The 16542-nt window shown below is 57.9% G+C and carries 13 protein-coding genes; 6 read left to right on the forward strand and 7 right to left on the reverse strand.

The genetic code is table 11. From position 1 onward, the window contains the following. Nucleotides 1-119: 119 nt before the first annotated feature. Nucleotides 120-1160, forward strand: coding sequence for an oxidoreductase (locus UR289_RS05270; RefSeq protein ID WP_143347161.1), 1041 nt, complete (start codon nucleotides 120-122; stop codon nucleotides 1158-1160). A 53-nt stretch (nucleotides 1161-1213) separates the two neighbouring features. On the opposite strand, the gene add is transcribed toward UR289_RS05270, so the two are convergent. The 3 genes from add to malX all read right to left on the reverse strand — a co-directional run bounded on the left by add (nucleotide 1214) and on the right by malX (nucleotide 5125). After that, the gene (add, locus tag UR289_RS05275) at nucleotides 1214-2215 is read right to left on the reverse strand and encodes an adenosine deaminase (RefSeq protein ID WP_033145337.1); all 1002 of its coding nucleotides are present in this window, start codon (nucleotides 2213-2215) and stop codon (nucleotides 1214-1216) included. 96 nt (nucleotides 2216-2311) lie between these two features. Further along, complete coding sequence (locus UR289_RS05280) at nucleotides 2312-3484, reverse strand: MalY/PatB family protein (RefSeq protein ID WP_064672360.1); 1173 nt, start codon at nucleotides 3482-3484, stop codon at nucleotides 2312-2314. Between the two features lie 48 nt (nucleotides 3485-3532). Beyond that, nucleotides 3533-5125 (reverse strand): maltose/glucose-specific PTS transporter subunit IIBC, encoded by a 1593-nt coding sequence (gene malX / locus UR289_RS05285; protein ID WP_029740306.1) that lies wholly within the window; start codon nucleotides 5123-5125, stop codon nucleotides 3533-3535. 177 nt (nucleotides 5126-5302) lie between these two features. Here malX and UR289_RS05290 point away from each other — a divergent pair, with 177 nt between their 5' ends. Further along, nucleotides 5303-6331, forward strand: coding sequence for a Mal regulon transcriptional regulator MalI (locus tag UR289_RS05290; RefSeq protein ID WP_033145339.1), 1029 nt, complete (start codon nucleotides 5303-5305; stop codon nucleotides 6329-6331). A gap of 2 nt (nucleotides 6332-6333) precedes the next feature. Here the strand turns inward: UR289_RS05290 and UR289_RS05295 are convergent, their stop codons facing one another. Then, on the reverse strand, nucleotides 6334-7230 hold the full coding sequence (locus UR289_RS05295; protein ID WP_320709269.1) for a LysR family transcriptional regulator: 897 nt from the start codon (nucleotides 7228-7230) through the stop codon (nucleotides 6334-6336). Nucleotides 7231-7337: 107 nt separating this feature from the next. Between UR289_RS05295 and UR289_RS05300 the strand changes: the two genes are divergently transcribed. After that, a complete protein-coding gene (locus UR289_RS05300; RefSeq protein ID WP_320709270.1) occupies nucleotides 7338-8318 on the forward strand; it encodes an MBL fold metallo-hydrolase in 981 nt (326 codons plus the stop codon). A 15-nt stretch (nucleotides 8319-8333) separates the two neighbouring features. Then, the gene (locus UR289_RS05305) at nucleotides 8334-9188 is read left to right on the forward strand and encodes an alpha/beta fold hydrolase (protein WP_193139117.1); all 855 of its coding nucleotides are present in this window, start codon (nucleotides 8334-8336) and stop codon (nucleotides 9186-9188) included. Between the two features lie 39 nt (nucleotides 9189-9227). On the opposite strand, the gene UR289_RS05310 is transcribed toward UR289_RS05305, so the two are convergent. After that, on the reverse strand, nucleotides 9228-10769 hold the full coding sequence (locus UR289_RS05310) for a YdgA family protein (protein WP_320709271.1): 1542 nt from the start codon (nucleotides 10767-10769) through the stop codon (nucleotides 9228-9230). A gap of 214 nt (nucleotides 10770-10983) precedes the next feature. Further along, nucleotides 10984-12168 (reverse strand): mannose-6-phosphate isomerase, encoded by a 1185-nt coding sequence (gene manA / locus UR289_RS05315; protein ID WP_033145341.1) that lies wholly within the window; start codon nucleotides 12166-12168, stop codon nucleotides 10984-10986. A gap of 199 nt (nucleotides 12169-12367) precedes the next feature. Here manA and fumA point away from each other — a divergent pair, with 199 nt between their 5' ends. Both fumA and fumC read left to right on the forward strand, forming a co-directional pair. Next, nucleotides 12368-14014, forward strand: a complete 1647-nt coding sequence (fumA, locus tag UR289_RS05320; RefSeq protein ID WP_320709272.1) for a class I fumarate hydratase FumA — start codon at nucleotides 12368-12370, stop codon at nucleotides 14012-14014. A 183-nt stretch (nucleotides 14015-14197) separates the two neighbouring features. Next, entirely contained in the window at nucleotides 14198-15592 is a 1395-nt protein-coding gene (fumC, locus tag UR289_RS05325) for a class II fumarate hydratase (RefSeq protein ID WP_029740298.1), read from the forward strand. Here the strand turns inward: fumC and tus are convergent, their stop codons facing one another. Then, nucleotides 15593-16522 (reverse strand): DNA replication terminus site-binding protein, encoded by a 930-nt coding sequence (tus, locus tag UR289_RS05330; protein WP_033145343.1) that lies wholly within the window; start codon nucleotides 16520-16522, stop codon nucleotides 15593-15595. Nucleotides 16523-16542 lie beyond the last annotated feature (20 nt).

The raw sequence follows: 16542 nt of genomic DNA on the forward strand, positions 1-16542 counted from the left end.
CTATGTAACAAAAACAACCCTTACAACCTGCTATTTTAAGTCATATGGCACATTATTAATCTGTGGTAATGCCAGGCTAGCCAGTGTGAAATAAGAACGTCATAAAAGAGGACGGCACTATGAGTGATAATATCCGCGTTGGGCTTATCGGCTACGGGTATGCAAGCAAAACGTTTCATGCGCCTCTGATAGCCGGGACGCCGGGGATGATCCTGGCTGCGGTATCCAGCAGCGATGCCGCTAAAGTCCATGCCGACTGGCCTTCCGTGCCGGTTGTCTCTGAGCCAAAACACCTTTTCAACGATCCGAATATTGATTTAATCGTTATCCCCACCCCGAACGACACCCACTTCCCGCTGGCAAAGGCCGCGCTTGAAGCCGGTAAGCACGTGGTGGTCGATAAGCCCTTTACCGTCACGTTGTCTCAGGCTCGCGAGCTGGATGCGCTGGCAAAAAGTCTGGGCAGGCTGCTGTCGGTATTCCATAACCGCCGCTGGGACAGCGACTTTCTGACGGTAAAAAGGCTTCTCAGTGAAGGCACGCTAGGGGAGATCCTCTTTTTTGAATCGCACTTTGACCGCTTCCGTCCGCAGGTACGAAACCGCTGGCGCGAGCAGGCCGGTCCGGGTAGCGGCATCTGGTACGATTTAGCCCCGCATCTGCTGGATCAGGCCGTCAATCTTTTTGGTCTGCCGGTGAGCATGACGGTCGATCTGGCCCAGCTCCGGCCCGGAGCGCAGACGACCGATTACTTCCACGCGGTGCTCAGCTACCCGCAGCGGCGGATTGTGCTGCACGGCACGATGGTCGCGGCCGCGGAATCGGCCCGCTACATCATTCACGGCACGCGCGGGAGCTACGTGAAGTTTGGCCTCGATCCGCAGGAGGACCGGCTGAAAAGCGGTGAACGTTTGCCGCAGGAAGACTGGGGCTATGATATGCGGGACGGCGTGGTCACGCGGGTGGAAGGTGAGGAACTGGTAGAGGAAACCTTGCTGACGATCCCGGGCAACTATCCGGCCTATTATGCGGGCATTCGCGATGCGCTGAACGGCACGGGCGAAAATCCGGTTCCGGCCAGCCAGGCGATTCAGATTATGGAGCTGATTGAGCTGGGTATTGAATCTGCCAAACATCGCGCCACGCTCTGTCTGGCATAAGTTTTAAGGGCTGTTGTAGGCCGGGTAAGGCGTAGCCGCTACCCGGCAAATGCTCAACCGCGAGCCACTTTATCTTTAAGCGCCTGCTTCTCTTCAGGCGTCAGGAAGGCGATCTCCAGCCCGTTGATCTGCGCCTGACGGATCTGCTCGCGGCTCAGACCCGCCTGCGGTGCGGCGATGTTGTATTCGTGGATGATATCCACGCCCTGAACCGCCGGGTCGTCAGTGTTCAGCGAGGCCAGCACGCCGTGCTCGAGGAACGTTTTCAGCGGATGATGCGCCAGCGTTGCCACGGTGCTGGTCTGAATATTAGACGTCAGGCACGACTCAATCCCGATACGCTGCTCCGCCAGGAAATCCATCAGGGCGCGATCTTCTACCGCCTTCACGCCGTGGCCGATACGCTCGGCGCCCAGCTCGCGGATGGCCTGCCAGATGCTTTCCGGGCCAGCCGCTTCACCCGCATGCACGGTAATGTGCCAGCCGGCATCGCGCGCGCGGTTGAAGTGGGAGAGGAACAGACTGCCCGGGAAGCCCAGCTCGTCACCGGCCAGATCGACGGCGGTGATGGCATCGCGATGGGCCAGCAGCGCTTCAAGCTCCTGCAGGCAGGCGGCTTCGCCGAACGTACGGCTCATAATGCCAATCAGACGGGCCTGAACGTCGAAGGTTTTACACCCTTCGCGCACGCCTTCAATCACGGCTTCCACCACGCCTGCAACGGGCAGGCTGTGGGTCATCGCCATATAGCCCGGCGAGAAGCGCAGCTCGACGTAATGCAGGCCATTACGGGCCGCATCTTCAATGTTCTCAAACGCCACGCGGCGGCAGGCATCCAGCGAGGCCAGCATCTTCACGCCCCAGTCGAGTTTGCTCAGGAAGCTGACCAGGTCCGGTTCATTGGAGGTTACCTGTACGTGAGGGATCAGCGACTCAAGCGTCTGCGCAGGAAGCGTTAAATTGAACTGGCGGCCAAGATCGAGGATGGTTTGGGCACGAATGTTACCGTCAAGGTGACGATGAATATCAGTTAAAGGCAGGCGTGTATCAATCATGGTCGCACTCTTTTCTGGTTAAAGTGCGCCATATTATAAAAACAAAACGGGGTAAAAAGCTATTTGCGCAAGGGAATATTCCGTTGCGCAAATTGATTACAGGAGCGTGTTAATCCCGGCAATGAGACGTTGCACCCCTTGTTCAAGCTTGCTGCGCGGACAGCCGGCGTTCAGGCGAACAAAGCCGTTTCCCTCTTTGCCGTAGGTATATCCCGGCATGATGGCGACTTTTTGCTGCTCGATCAGCACTTTTTGCAGCGCCCGATCGTCAATGTTCAGGGGGCGCAGGTCAATCCAGGCCAGGTAGGTCGCTTCGGGCGGCTGCCAGTTCAGTTTCGGAAAGGCGCGGTTTACTTCCTGCGCGATATACAACAGATTCTCTTCCAGATACCCCCGCAGGGCATCCAGCCACGGCGCTCCCTGCTGATAGGCGGCAATATGCGCCGTCAGCGCCAGCACGGAAGGGGAAGAGAGTCCGTCCCGGCCTTTTAGTGCGCTGAGATAACCGTTACGGCTCGCTTCATCGCCGATCAGGCCGTAAGCGCCCGTCAGCGCCGGAATATTAAAGCTTTTCGAGCCGGAGGTGAGAAGCGCCCATTTACCGCGCGCCACCGCGTTCCAGGGCGTGTGGCGATGCTCTCCCCACACCATATCCATATGGATTTCATCGCTGATAACCGCCACGTCATAGCGTGCGCACAGTTCAGCCATCTGCGCCAGCTCGTCCCGCGTCCAGACCTTGCCGGTCGGGTTTTGCGGGCTGCACAGCAGCAAAATTTTGTTTTCAGGTTTCGCCAGGGCCACTTCCAGCGCCGCCATATTTCCCTGCCAGCCTGCGGCATGCTTTTCCATCTCCACGGGCACCACATGACGCGCATTCCCTTCAATAGCTTTGTAAAACGCGTCGTATGCCGGGGTGTGAACCACTACGCCATCGCCGGGGTGTGACCAGAGACGAATCAGCTCTGACACCATGTAGATAACGGAAGGACCATAAACGACGGTTTCCGTATCAATCGTGCTGTTAAAGCGCTGCTGGAACCAGTGCGCGACGGCGGCGAGAAACTCATCATTCTTCCAGCGGCTGTAGCCCAGCACGCCGTGATTAATGCGCTGATGCAGCGCGTCGGTAACGCAGGGCGCGGTGGCGAAATCCATATCCGAGATGGTGAAGGGCAGCAGATCGGCCGCGCCAAAGCGGTCGGCGACGTAGTCCCACTGCGTACACCAGGTGCCGTGTCGATCCACGACGGTAGAAAAATCAAACATGACGTGAGTCCTTAAAGTAAAACCCCCTCAAGAGAGGGGGCTGAGGCATCAGGCTTCAACTGTTCGCATCAGGGTTGCCAGCTCATCCTTCACCGACTGGACCTGCGGGCCGATAACCACCTGCAAATTGTGCTGATTTAACTGTACCACGCCGATGGCCCGGTTGGCTTTCAGGGCGTTGGTATCCACTTTTGACATATCCGCCACCGACAGACGCAGGCGGGTGATGCAGTTATCGAGCGAGGTGATGTTATCCGCGCCGCCCAGCGCCGCCAGAATGGCCGGTGTGTTGTAGCCGGATTTGCCCACGGTCCCGGCAACCGCCTGTTCAACGCTGCTCGCCGTATCGGTATCGCGGCCAGGCGTTTTCAGGTTAAAGCGGGTGATGGCGAAGCGGAAGATGCCGTAGTAAACCGCAAACCAGATAGCCGCCACGACCGGCACCAGGTACCACTTGGTGGACAGGCCGTGCAGGATCCCGAACACCACGAAGTCGATCACGTTGCCGTCGGTGTTGCCGATGGTCACGCCCAGCACCGCCATCACGGTAAAGCCCAGACCGGTCAGCACCGCGTGGATGAGGTACAGCACCGGTGCGACGAACAGGAACAGGAATTCGATTGGCTCGGTGGTACCGCCCACGACGCAGGCGATCACGCCGGAAATCAGCAGGCCTTTAATTTTATGACGGTTTTCCGGGCGAGCGCAGTGGTACATCGCCAGCGCGGCACCCGGCAGGCCGCCGAGGAAGGCAGGCATTTTACCCTGAGACAGGAAGCGGGTGGCGCTTTCCGAGAAGCCGTGGGTGGTCGGGCAGCTCAGCTGCGCCTGGAAGATGGTCAGCGCGCCGCTCACGTCGTGACCGCACACCTCCATGGTGCCGCCCGCTTCGGTGAAGCGAATCAGGGCCACCAGGATATGCTGCAGGCCAAACGGCAGCAGCAGACGCTCGCCGGTGCCGAAGATCATCGGACCGAAATCTCCCGCGCCGTTGATGATGCGGCCAATACCGTTAATGCCCATCGCAAAGACCGGCCAGATCAGCGGAATGATTAAACCGAACAGACCCATCACGACCAGGGTAACAATCGGCACAAAGCGGGTACCGCCGAAGAAGGCCAGGGCATCCGGCAGCCGGATATTGTGGAAGCGCTCGTGCAGCATCCAGATAATGACCCCTGCGATCACTGCCCCGAGTATCCCGGTATCAATAGACTGGATACCGATCACGCTCTGAATGTTGTTGGCTTTAAGTACGGCGGCGTCGGTGGTCGGCAAAATGCCTTTCGCGGTCAGCCAGAAGTTAACCGCCAGGTTCATCACGGCGTAGCCCACAAAGCCGGCAAACGCCGCGACGCCTTTGTTCTCGCGCGCCAGACCCAGCGGGATAGCAATACAGAACATCACGGGCAGGAAGCTAAACGCAAAGGAGCCGACTTTACTCATCCAGATGAAGATCGCCTGCAGCACCGGGGTACCGAGGAACGGGATCAGCGTGATGACGTCTTTACTGCTCAGCGAGCTGCCGATCCCAAGCATGATCCCGCAGAACGAGAGGAGTGCCACGGGCAGCATAAAGGTTTTACCCAGTTGCTGGAAAAATTCCCACAGCGATATTTTTTGTGCTGCTTTCGCCGTCATAAAACGACTCCTTTATTGTTAAAATCAGTTTGCCTGCTTCAATGCTGCGAGAAGATAAAACGTTTTATCAAAGTTTAGTGCGCGCTAAATCACATTCTCAGGCTTTGACTGGTAGTATAAAGATAACGTATTGATAAAACGTTTTACCGATCTCATTTCAGGGAGTCACGCCAACACATGGCTGTAGCGAAAAAAATCACCATCAACGATGTCGCGCTGGCGGCGGGCGTTTCCGTCAGCACCGTTTCTCTGGTGCTAAGCGGAAAAGGGCGCATCTCTCCTGCGACCGGTCAGCGGGTTAACGAGGCGGTTGAGCAGCTGGGTTTTGTGCGTAACCGTCAGGCGTCGGCGCTGCGCGGCGGGCAAAGCGGGGTGATTGGCCTGATTGTCCGCGACCTGACGTCACCTTTCTATGCGGAGCTGACCGCAGGGTTAACCGAAGCGCTTGAAGCGCAGGGGCGGATGGTCTTTCTTCTGCACGGCGGTCGCGAGCCCGATCAGCTTCTCTCCCGGCTCGATATGCTGCTGAATCAGGGTGTTGACGGGGTGATCGTCGCCGGGGCGTCGGGCGTGGGCAGCGAGCTGTGCGAGCGCGCCGCCGAAAAAGGCGTGCCGCTGGTGTTTGCTTCGCGCGCCAGCTATCTGGACGAGGCCGATACGCTGCGCCCGGATAACATGCAGGCCGCGCAAATGCTGACCGAGCATCTTATTCGTCGCGGACACCAGCGCATTGCGTGGCTCGGCGGGAAAAGTTCGTCCCTGACCCGCGCCGAGCGGGTCGGCGGCTACTGCGCGACGCTGATTAAATACGGCCTGCCGTTCCACAGCGAATGGGTCGTGGAGTGTGAATCCAGCCAGAAGAAAGCGGCGGAAGCGATAGGCGCGCTGCTGCGCAGCAGTCCGACGATCAGCGCCGTGATTTGTTACAACGATGTGATTGCTATGGGCGCCTGGTTTGGCCTGATCCGCGCCGGGCGTCAGAGCGGCGAGGGCGGGGTGGAAACCTTCTTCGGCCATCAGGTGGCGCTCGGGGCGTTCGCCGACGTCGGTGAAAACGCGCTCGACGATCTGCCGATCGTCTGGGCTACCACCCCTGCGCGGGAGATGGGCTACACGCTGGCGGACAGGATCATGCAGCGCATCGACAACACGGACGTTCAGGCCGGGCACCAGATTGTGGCGGCGCGGCTGGTGACGGTGAAATAATATTAGGTGGGTTGCGTCAGCGGATTGAGCAACAGTTCGGCTTCCAGCGCTTCCACAAATTTTCTTACTTTTGCCGGGATCAGCCTGGAGGTCGGGTAAACCGCCCAAACGGCCAGCGATTCCGGCTGAGCGTCCTCCAGGACGATCCGCACGAGTTTACCCTCACTGAACGCCGGCTCTACGTACCAGCGGGATAAATTGGCGATCCCCAACCCTCCGAGGCAGGCTTCGAAAATGGCCTCAACGGAGTTCGCGGAGAATCGGCCCGACACCTTTTGTTTGTAGCGCTGTTCACCCTGTTCGAATGACCAGTGGACGGTATCTGACGTGGTCAGACAGCTGTGTGCCGCCAGATCGTTAAACGATTTTGGATAGCCATTCGCGGCAAGATACGCCGCGCTGGCGCAGAGATCGCGAGGGTTGTGACACAGGCGATGGGCAACCAGCCGGTTATCGCGCAGCGGCGCAATGCGTAACGCCACGTCTATGCCTTTTCCGACAATATCAACCTGTTCGTCGGTGGCGAGTAAATCGACCTGCAGGGCGGGATGTTGCTGCATGAACCGGGTCAGCATGGGAGCAACGATCTTACGGCCAAACCCCGCTGAGGCGGTAATACGCAGGCGTCCGGAAAGGTGCGTCCCTTCGGGAAACAGATCGGCAAGCGCGTTATTTTTATCTTCCAGCAACGCCTGCGCATGGGGCAAAAAAACGGCCCCATCGCTGGTGGGTGACAGGGAACGCGTGGTGCGGTGCACCAGCCTGACCCCCAGTTCAGCCTCAAGATTATTAAGAGACCGTGACGCCGCCATGGCGCTCACAGAGAGCCGACGCGCGGCTCCCGCCAGACTACCCGCCTTGACGGCTTCGACAAACACTTCAACATCTTCCAGTTTCATTGCATCGATTTTCGTTATGCTGACTTATCAAAGTACATATCTACATTATTTATCGTTATGCTGCCATAGTCTCTTCACAACCTGAAAAATATCAATCTGGAGTGAAGATGAAAAAGTTGAAAACGGTTCTGGCGCTCAGCGGCCTGCTCCTGGCAAGCACATCGTGGGCAGATGCCCCGGCACAGGTGAAACAGCAGATTCCGGGCTATTATCGTCTGGCGGTCGGGGAATATGAGGTAACGGCGCTGTTCGACGGCTATAACGATCTTTCGCCTGCCTTACTACACGGGCTCTCAGGCGACAAGGTTCGCGAACTGCTGGCTCAACACAAAGTTGATGCCGAACGCATGCCTACCGCCTTTAACGCCTTTCTGGTGAATACCGGTAAACACCTGGTCATGATTGACAGCGGGGGGGGCCACTGCATGGCGGAAACGGCCGGCCAGTTGGTCAGCAATATGAACGCATCAGGGTACCGTCCCGAGCAGGTTGATACCATTTTCCTGACCCACCTGCATCTTGACCACGTGTGCGGCCTGAGCGATGCAGAGGGTAAAGCATTGTTCCCCAATGCCACCGTCTACGTACCGCAGGGTGAGGCCGACTACTGGCTTGACCCCGCAAAAGAAGCGAGCGCGCCGGCTAATGCGAGGGAGTATTTCGCTATCGCCAGGCAAGCGCTGTCTGCGTATAAAGCCGCCGGGCACCTTAAAACCTTCGTCCCGCCAGCTTCGCCTGTCCCGGAAGTCCAGACGGCATATGCCATCGGGCATACGCCTGGCAGTACCGTTTATCGCTTCGCGTCGCAGGGAACGGCTATCAACTTCATTGGGGATTTGATTCATGCTCCTGCCGTCCAGTTCCCGCACCCTGAAGTGTCTATTCGCTTTGATGTCGATCCGAAAAAAGCCATCTCATCCCGGGCGCAGGAATTTAACGCGCTGGCGAAAGACGGTGAGTGGATGGCCGCGGCGCATCTGCCTTTCCCCGGTATCGGTCATATCACCGCCTGGCAGCAGGGCTATAGCTGGAATCCTGTCGATTACGGTCCTTATCAACGTGCGGCCAACGTGCCTCTGCTGAAATAAAGTGAGGTGACGAGCATGAAAAGTTACACCGTAATGGCAAACGGTATCCGTCAGTTTGTGGTTGAAGAGGGTGAAGGCGCACCGGTTATTCTCCTGCATGGTTTTCCTGAAACAAACTATGCCTGGCGCTACCAGATACCCGTACTGTCCCGGCACTACCGCGTGATTGCACCGGATTTACGCGGGTATGGCGAAACGGATAAACCTGCTTCTGGCTATGATAAGCGCAATATGGCGCGGGACATCCGGGAACTGATGCGTGTGCTGGGTTTACAGAAAGTGGTGCTGGTAGGGCACGATCGCGGCGCACGCGTTGCGACGCGGTTTGCAAAAGATTACCCTGAGCTGGTGGATCGACTGGTGGTGATGGATAACGTGCCAACGCGTATTGTGGCACGCGATCTGAATGCGTCGATTGCGCGTGCGTACTGGTTCTTCCTGTTTCATCTTGTGCCAGACCTGCCGGAAGCGCTGATTGCGGGTCGGGAGCATATCTGGCTGCGCCACTTTTTCTCGGACTGGACCTACAATCCCTCGACCATCAGCGGCGAGGCGTTTGACACCTATGTTCGGGCGTATCAGGCGCCGGGTGCCGTGCGTGGCGCAATGGCTGACTATCGCGCCAACGCAGATGATGTGGCGCAGGATATGGCAGACGCTGAGGTGAAAATCACCTGCCCGGTAATGTCGCTGTGGGGTAATGATTTTCATGCGGTCGGCAAGCTTTTCGATATGGAAAGCGTCTGGGCCGAAATGGCGGAGAACCTGCGGGCGCAGGGTATTGATGAGTGCGGCCATCTGCCGCAGGAGGAGCAGCCAGAGAAAGTGAACGCGCTTCTGCTGGATTTCCTGGCTGGATGGAAAAATTAGCGGGCAATAAAAAACCCCTCATGCGAGGGGTTTTGACGTTTACTGCTGCGGTGCCGCCGGTTCGGCCGGTGCTGCCGGTGCCGCCGGTGCTGCCGGTTCCGGCATCCCCAGCGTCGGCATACCAAACATGCCGACAAAGTCTTCCAGCGGCATCTTGTCGCCGTTCAGCGTTACCTGGCCGTTGGCGTACTGCAGGCTGGTGGAAATCGTGTTGTTTTCCACTTTAGTGATGCGGAACATCTGGCCCATGGCCGCCAGACCTTTCACCTGCTGGTTAGCCAGCTTGCCGGCGTCTTCATCGCCGTAGCCTTCCAGCTTCGCAATCTGGGTCATAAACTCGGTCGCCATATCCATCGGGATGGTCAGCTTGCTGTCGAGCGACTTCACGCTGCGATCCACTTCCTGCGCCAGCGTCTGCGGTTCACCCGTTGCGGTTGCCGGATCTTTCAGGAACAGCGACAGGTTAAAGCTGGTTTCGCCTTTGCTGTTTTTCCAGCTCAGCGGCGCAACGGTGATCACCGGCTCGCCTTTCAGCAGGACAGGCAGGTTGTTGAACAGTACCGCCATCGCCTGCTGCTGATACACCTCAGGGTTCTGCTGGAGTGCGGCATCGGTCAGCAGCGCCTGGCTCTCTTTGCTGTATTTCTGGCTAAACTCGTGCCACGCCTGGCCGTCGATATTGCCGATCTTCAGCGACAGCTTGCCGGTGCCCAGATCCTGATTCTGCACCTTCAGGCTCTTCAGCGTGTAATCCAGCTGGGTGTTGATGCTTTTACCGTCTTTGGAAACGTCGGATTTGCCGTTGACGTCCATGCCTTCCAGCACGGCCATCTCTTTTCCTTCAACCGCAATGGCTACTTTGTCGAGAGAGAGTTTCTGATCGCCGATACGCTCCTGGAAATCGGTCATTCGACTGTTGCCGTCGGCTTTCAGGTTGTTGAAGGTGAGCTGAACCTTTTGGTTATATTCGTTCACGGCATTGACCAGGCCGCTTTCCGCTTCACCCGTCAGGGAGAACACGTTTCCGTCGCGGTCAGCATCGAGTTTGAAGTGACCGCCGCTAAAGGCGACTTTCTCATTCTCTTTCTCGTAGTTCAGCGCTTTCAGAGCAATATCGGAGCTCGTGTCGCCGGCATAGCTAATTCGGGTATTAATGTCGAAAGGCGATTCATTCTTCGCCAGGTCAAACAGCGGTTTGGTGACGTCGTTATTCACCAGCACGGTATGAACGGACGCCATCGACGGGGTCAGGTTAAAGGACTTCAGCTGCGCCAGCGGCAGCGGACCGTGGCTCACCACCTCGTCCAGCACCACGCTCTGGCCCGGTTTCAGCCAGCCGTTTTCAGCACCGGCCACTGGCTTCACAACCAGCTGCATACGGCTGGTAAACACGCCGCGATGATAATTCTGGTAGCTCAGCTCAAGGCCCGCCTCCGGCGCGCTGCGCTTAATCTCTCCGTTAGCCTGCGCCACCATCTCAGCCAGACGGCCTTCCAGCTGTTTCCCGGTAAACCAGGAGGCACCCGTCCAGACCACGCCTAACGCTACAATCACTCCAACCGCTACGACCGATTTTTTCATTGCGACTATCCCTAAAATGAAACCAGGCGGTAAAAACCGCCTGGAGATATTAAGCCTGCAACTAGCTTAGCAAGAGTTGTTAAAAAAATCAGTAAGTCCCTAATACCCGTCATACTTCAAGTTGCCTGTGCGTTGGCTTTCCTCGCTCACCCCAGTCACGTACTTATGTACGCTCCTGGGGATTCGCTGCGTCGCCGCCTTCATGCAACTCGAATTATTTAGGGTATAGCTTATTAAAAACGCGCGCCAGACGACCGGTGCCGCTTACGCTGACCGGTGATTCATTGGCTGCAACGAATGCTGACTCACCGGGCTTAAGCACCAGACGCTGTTCGCCTTTGCGAAGCGTCGCTTCGCCCTCGGCGCAGAACAGAATCGCCGCGCTTTCCTGCGCGATGGCGGTTTCGGCCTGGCTCAGGTCGTGCAGGGAAAAAGCAAAATCCTCAACCGGAATTGGGAAGTCCAGCTCTGCGCCGTTTTTCACCGGCTGAGTCAGCAGCTCCGCGGCAGGTTTCGCCACAAACTTCACGTTGGCAACCAGTTCAGGAATATCGATGTATTTCGGCGTCAGGCCTGCGCGCAGCACGTTATCGGAGTTAGCCATTACCTCCAGCGCAACGCCCTGAAGGTAGGCGTGCGGGGTTTCAGCGAACAGGAACATCGCTTCGCCCGGGTTGAGCTTCACCACGTTCAGCAGCAGAGGGGAGAACAGGCCGCTGTCGTCCGGGTAGAATTCGGAGATCAGGCGGATAGTCTCCCACGGTTCACCCTGCTGGCTGCCCAGAGCCGCTTTCAGCACCGCCAGCGCGTGGGATTTCTCTTCACCCTGCATATTCAGCAGGCTGGCAAACAGCTGGCTCAGCGCGTCCGCGTTCGGGTTTTCAAGGAAGTGGGCGATAGCCTTGTGGGCACCCGCGACCGGTTGCAGCAGAGAAACGATCTCTGAAAACTCGCGGAACGCGTTCATCGCCAGGAACGGGGTCAGCGCAAAGACCAGCTCCGGCTTGTGGTTAGGATCTTTGTAGTTACGCTCGGCGGCGTCTAACGGAATACCCGCCGCGTTCTCTTTCGCAAAGCCGATTTCAGAGGCTTTCTTGTTCGGGTGAACCTGGATGGAGAGCGGCTGGTCAGCGCACAGCACCTTAAACAGGAACGGCAGTTCGCCGAAGCGCTGAGCAACCTTGTCGCCCAGCAGCGCGGCTTTATCGGCGTCAATCACGTCACGCAGGCTGCGAACCTGGCCGCTGGCGTCTTCAATTTTTGAGCTGCTCTTCGGGTGCGCCCCCATCCACAGTTCTGCCATCGGCAGGTTGTTCGGGTTCGCGATACCGTAGAGATCCGTTAACGCAGTTTTACTTCCCCAGGCGTAGTTTTGCACTGAGTTAATGAGTTTTTGCATTATCAAGCCCTGATTCAATTGTGGAATTAACTCCGGGTATTAAAGCAATAAACCTCATGGAAGTAACCTGTGGATGTAAAAAGTCGTACTAGTCTCAGTTTTTGTTAAAAAATTGTGTAGGATAAGCTGACTCGCTTTTAAGCCGGGCAGCGGAACATTTGCCCTGAATAAACAGACCGAAGCAGTAAGTGAGAGACCAATGTCGAATAAACCCTTCCATTATCAGGATCCTTTCCCCCTCAGTAAGGATCGGACCGAGTATTACCTGTTAACCCGCGATCACGTCTCCGTCTCTGAGTTTGAAGGACAAGAGATCCTCAAGGTGGATCCGCAGGCGCTGACGCTGCTGGCGCAGCACGCTTTCCACGACGCCTCGTTTATGCTCCGCCCAGCGCACCAGCAGCAGGTTGCCGATATTCTCAGCGACCCGCAGGCCAGCGAAAACGATAAATACGTTGCCCTGCAGTTCCTGCGTAACTCAGACATCGCCGCGAAAGGTGTTCTGCCTACCTGTCAGGACACCGGCACGGCGATCATCGTCGGTAAAAAAGGCCAGCGCGTCTGGACCGGCGGCGGTGACGAAGCGGCCCTGGCGCACGGCGTCTACAACACGTACACCGAAGATAACCTGCGCTACTCGCAAAACGCGGCGCTGGATATGTACAAAGAGGTCAACACCGGCACCAACCTGCCGGCACAGATCGATCTCTACAGCGTCGACGGTGGCGAGTACAAATTCCTCTGTATCGCCAAAGGCGGCGGTTCGGCCAACAAAACCTATCTCTACCAGGAAACCAAGGCGCTGCTCACCCCGGGCAAGCTGAAGAACTACCTGGTTGAAAAGATGCGCACCCTCGGCACCGCGGCGTGCCCGCCGTACCATATCGCGTTTGTGATTGGCGGTACGTCGGCTGAAAGCACGCTGAAAACCGTCAAGCTGGCCTCAACCAAATATTATGACGGCCTGCCTACCGAAGGTAACGAGCACGGCCAGGCGTTCCGCGACGTGCAGCTTGAGCAGGAACTGCTGGAAGAAGCGCGCAATCTGGGCCTCGGCGCGCAGTTTGGCGGCAAATACTTTGCCCACGACGTGCGCGTGATCCGTCTGCCGCGTCACGGTGCCTCCTGTCCGGTCGGGATGGGCGTATCCTGCTCCGCGGATCGCAACATCAAGGCGAAGATCAACCGCGAAGGCGTGTGGATCGAAAAACTGGAAAACAATCCGGGCAAATACATCCCGGAAGAGCTGCGCAAAGCGGGCGAGGGGGAAGCGGTTCGCGTCGACCTGAACCGTCCGATGAAAGAGATTCTGGCGCAGCTTTCGCAGTATCCGGTCTCGACCCGTCTCTCGCTGAACGGCACGATCATCGTGGGCCGCGACATCGCGCACGCGAAGCTGAAAGAGCGTCTGGACAACGGCGAAGGGCTGCCGCAGTACATTAAAGATCATCCGATCTACTACGCAGGCCCGGCAAAAACGCCTGAAGGCTACGCGTCCGGCTCGTTAGGCCCAACCACGGCAGGGCGTATGGACTCGTACGTTGACCAGCTGCAGGCCAACGGCGGCAGCATGATCATGCTGGCGAAAGGCAACCGCAGCCAGCAGGTGACGGACGCCTGCCACAAGCACGGCGGCTTCTACCTCGGCAGCATCGGCGGCCCGGCTGCGGTTCTGGCGCAGGGCAGCATCAAGAGCCTGGAGTGCGTGGAATACCCGGAACTGGGTATGGAAGCGATCTGGAAAATTGAAGTGGAAGATTTCCCGGCGTTTATCCTCGTGGATGACAAAGGAAACGACTTCTTCAAGCAGATCCAGTCGTCCCAGTGTTCGGCGTGCGTGAAGTAATTCTGTAAATTGACGGGTGGCGGCTGCGCCTTACCCGGCCTACGAGTCTGGTAGGTCGGGTAAGCGTCAGCGCAACCCGACACCAAAAAGAGCGCACAAAGCGCCATATCGTTTCTCAGAAGTCATCAATACTTACCCCTTAAGCATGTGAGCAATCCCTCTTTTGTTATCAAGGAGAAAGTAATGACCACGGTACGCCATGAGAAAGATTCGATGGGCGCCATCGACGTCCCGGCCGACAAGCTATGGGGCGCGCAAACCCAGCGTTCGCTGGAGCACTTCCGTATTTCGACCGAAAAAATGCCCGTCTCGCTGATTCAGGCATTGGCGCTCACCAAACGCGCCGCCGCGAAAGTGAACCAGGATTTAGGCCTGCTGACGGCAGACAAAGCGACCGCCATCATCAACGCCGCCGACGAAGTGCTGGCGGGCAAGCATCCCGATGAATTCCCCCTCGCCATCTGGCAGACCGGTTCCGGCACCCAGAGCAACATGAACATGAATGAAGTGCTGGCAAACCGGGCCAGCGAACTGCTTGGCGGCGTGCGCGGCATGGAGCGTAAGGTCCATCCGAACGATGACGTCAACAAAAGCCAGAGTTCCAACGACGTCTTCCCGACGGCGATGCACGTGGCGGCGGTCATCGCTATCCGCGAGCAGCTTATCCCGCAGCTCAACGTGCTGAAATCCACGCTCAACGAGAAAGCGCAGGCCTTCCGCGACATCGTCAAAATTGGCCGTACGCACCTGCAGGACGCCACGCCGCTGACGCTCGGCCAGGAGATTTCCGGCTGGGTGGCGATGCTGGAACATAACCTGAAGCATATTGAGTACAGCCTGCCGCACCTGGCGGAGCTGGCGCTCGGCGGGACGGCGGTCGGGACCGGGTTAAACACCCATCCAGAATACGCGGTGCGCGTGGCGGAGGAGCTGGCAAACATCACCGGGCAGCCGTTCGTCACGGCGCCCAACAAGTTCGAAGCGCTGGCGACCTGCGATGCGCTGGTCCACACCCACGGCGCGCTGAAAGGGCTGGCGGCCTCGCTGATGAAAATCGCCAACGACGTGCGCTGGCTGGCCTCGGGTCCGCGCTGCGGCATCGGTGAAATCAGCATTCCGGAAAACGAGCCGGGCAGCTCCATCATGCCGGGTAAAGTGAACCCGACCCAGTGCGAAGCCATGACCATGCTCTGCTGTCAGGTGTTGGGCAACGACGTAGCCGTCAACCTGGGCGGTGCGTCCGGCAACTTCGAGCTGAACGTCTATCGCCCGATGGTGATCCACAACGTTCTGCAATCGATTCGTCTGCTGGCGGACGGGATGGAGAGCTTTAACGAGCACTGTGCGGTAGGGATTGAGCCGAATCGCGAACGTATCAGCCAGTTGCTCAATGAATCCCTGATGCTGGTGACGGCGCTGAATACCCATATCGGCTACGACAAGGCCGCCGAGATCGCTAAAAAAGCGCATAAAGAGGGGCTGACGCTGAAAGCCTCCGCCCTGGCGCTGGGCTATCTCACGGAGGCGGAGTTCGACGCCTGGGTTCGCCCGGAAGCGATGGTCGGCAGCCTGAAATAGTCATCCCGCCACGTACAGGTGCAGCCGCGGAATAATCAGCTGCAGCGGCTGCGCCTGAGGTCTGTAACGGTGCTGGACATTGTCCGCATCGTAATTCAAAAGCTCACCAATATCCGGCACGATGGCCCCCCGATCGGCATCATAGAGCGCAATCAGCGGCGTAGGGCAGGCATACTGAACCTGTTTTTGCTGGCCGGAATACCAGACGCGGGCGATAGGCTGTACCTTCACCGGACGCTTTATCTTGAGGCGCGCGTCCGCCGGCAGCGAGGCGATGCTGTGGTACTCCTGCTCCAGGCGCTCAATCCACTGCTCGCGCGACCACGGTGCGACGGTGCGCGGCGTCTTCAGGCTTTTTTCCAGCTGCGCCAGAATCTCATCCCGGGTGAAGTTTTTAATGATGTGCTTATTCGCCCAGCCGAAGCGCAGCGTGGCGGGGTGACGCAGTACCGTAAGCGTGCGATAGGCGTTCAGGGTAATCAGCCCCGGAAGCTGACGGTGCACCCATTCAAACCGGGCGGCAGGGGCGAGGCCGGACTCTTCGGTAACGATCTTTTCAAAGGCCGCTTTCAGGGTGTTGATGTGGGTAATCTGGCTTTCCAGCGCGTCGCGCGTTGTCGCATCGGTTTGCAGGCAGATCACGCCGGGCAGACGCACGGCGGCCTTACTGCTGCGGTTTTCTGACTGCTGCTGGATAAACAGGCGGCGATAGTGCTTCAGCGTCAGCTCAAGGGCGGCGCTGCCGATGTGCTGTTCAACCGCGATGGTGTCCAGCGGGTCGTGCTCGGCCCCTTTGGCAACCTCGGGCAGGGTAAAGACGCGCGCGGCCAGCAGACGGCAGCTCTGCAAACGTTCGGTCAGGGTCAGGAGCTCGTGTTCTATTTCCCGAAACGTGCTGTTCAGCCGTTCGAGGAGATCGTAGGTCGCCATAAGCACTCTCGTTAGTTACA

Origin of the sequence: Enterobacter sp. 302C9, from assembly GCF_034106085.1 — a bacterium.
GTDB classification, from domain to species: Bacteria; Pseudomonadota; Gammaproteobacteria; order Enterobacterales; family Enterobacteriaceae; genus Enterobacter; species Enterobacter asburiae_B.

Coding starts and splice junctions, on each gene's coding strand:
- UR289_RS05270 (WP_143347161.1), top strand. CDS start 120: ATGAGTGATAATATCCGCGTTGGGCTTATCGGCTACGGGTATGCAAGC.
- add (WP_033145337.1), bottom strand. CDS start 2,215: ATGATTGATACACGCCTGCCTTTAACTGATATTCATCGTCACCTTGAC.
- UR289_RS05300 (WP_320709270.1), top strand. CDS start 7,338: ATGAAAAAGTTGAAAACGGTTCTGGCGCTCAGCGGCCTGCTCCTGGCA.
- UR289_RS05305 (WP_193139117.1), top strand. CDS start 8,334: ATGAAAAGTTACACCGTAATGGCAAACGGTATCCGTCAGTTTGTGGTT.
- fumC (WP_029740298.1), top strand. CDS start 14,198: ATGACCACGGTACGCCATGAGAAAGATTCGATGGGCGCCATCGACGTC.
- UR289_RS05295 (WP_320709269.1), bottom strand. CDS start 7,230: ATGAAACTGGAAGATGTTGAAGTGTTTGTCGAAGCCGTCAAGGCGGGT.
- malX (WP_029740306.1), bottom strand. CDS start 5,125: ATGACGGCGAAAGCAGCACAAAAAATATCGCTGTGGGAATTTTTCCAG.
- UR289_RS05310 (WP_320709271.1), bottom strand. CDS start 10,769: ATGAAAAAATCGGTCGTAGCGGTTGGAGTGATTGTAGCGTTAGGCGTG.
- UR289_RS05290 (WP_033145339.1), top strand. CDS start 5,303: ATGGCTGTAGCGAAAAAAATCACCATCAACGATGTCGCGCTGGCGGCG.
- UR289_RS05280 (WP_064672360.1), bottom strand. CDS start 3,484: ATGTTTGATTTTTCTACCGTCGTGGATCGACACGGCACCTGGTGTACG.
- fumA (WP_320709272.1), top strand. CDS start 12,368: ATGTCGAATAAACCCTTCCATTATCAGGATCCTTTCCCCCTCAGTAAG.
- tus (WP_033145343.1), bottom strand. CDS start 16,522: ATGGCGACCTACGATCTCCTCGAACGGCTGAACAGCACGTTTCGGGAA.
- manA (WP_033145341.1), bottom strand. CDS start 12,168: ATGCAAAAACTCATTAACTCAGTGCAAAACTACGCCTGGGGAAGTAAA.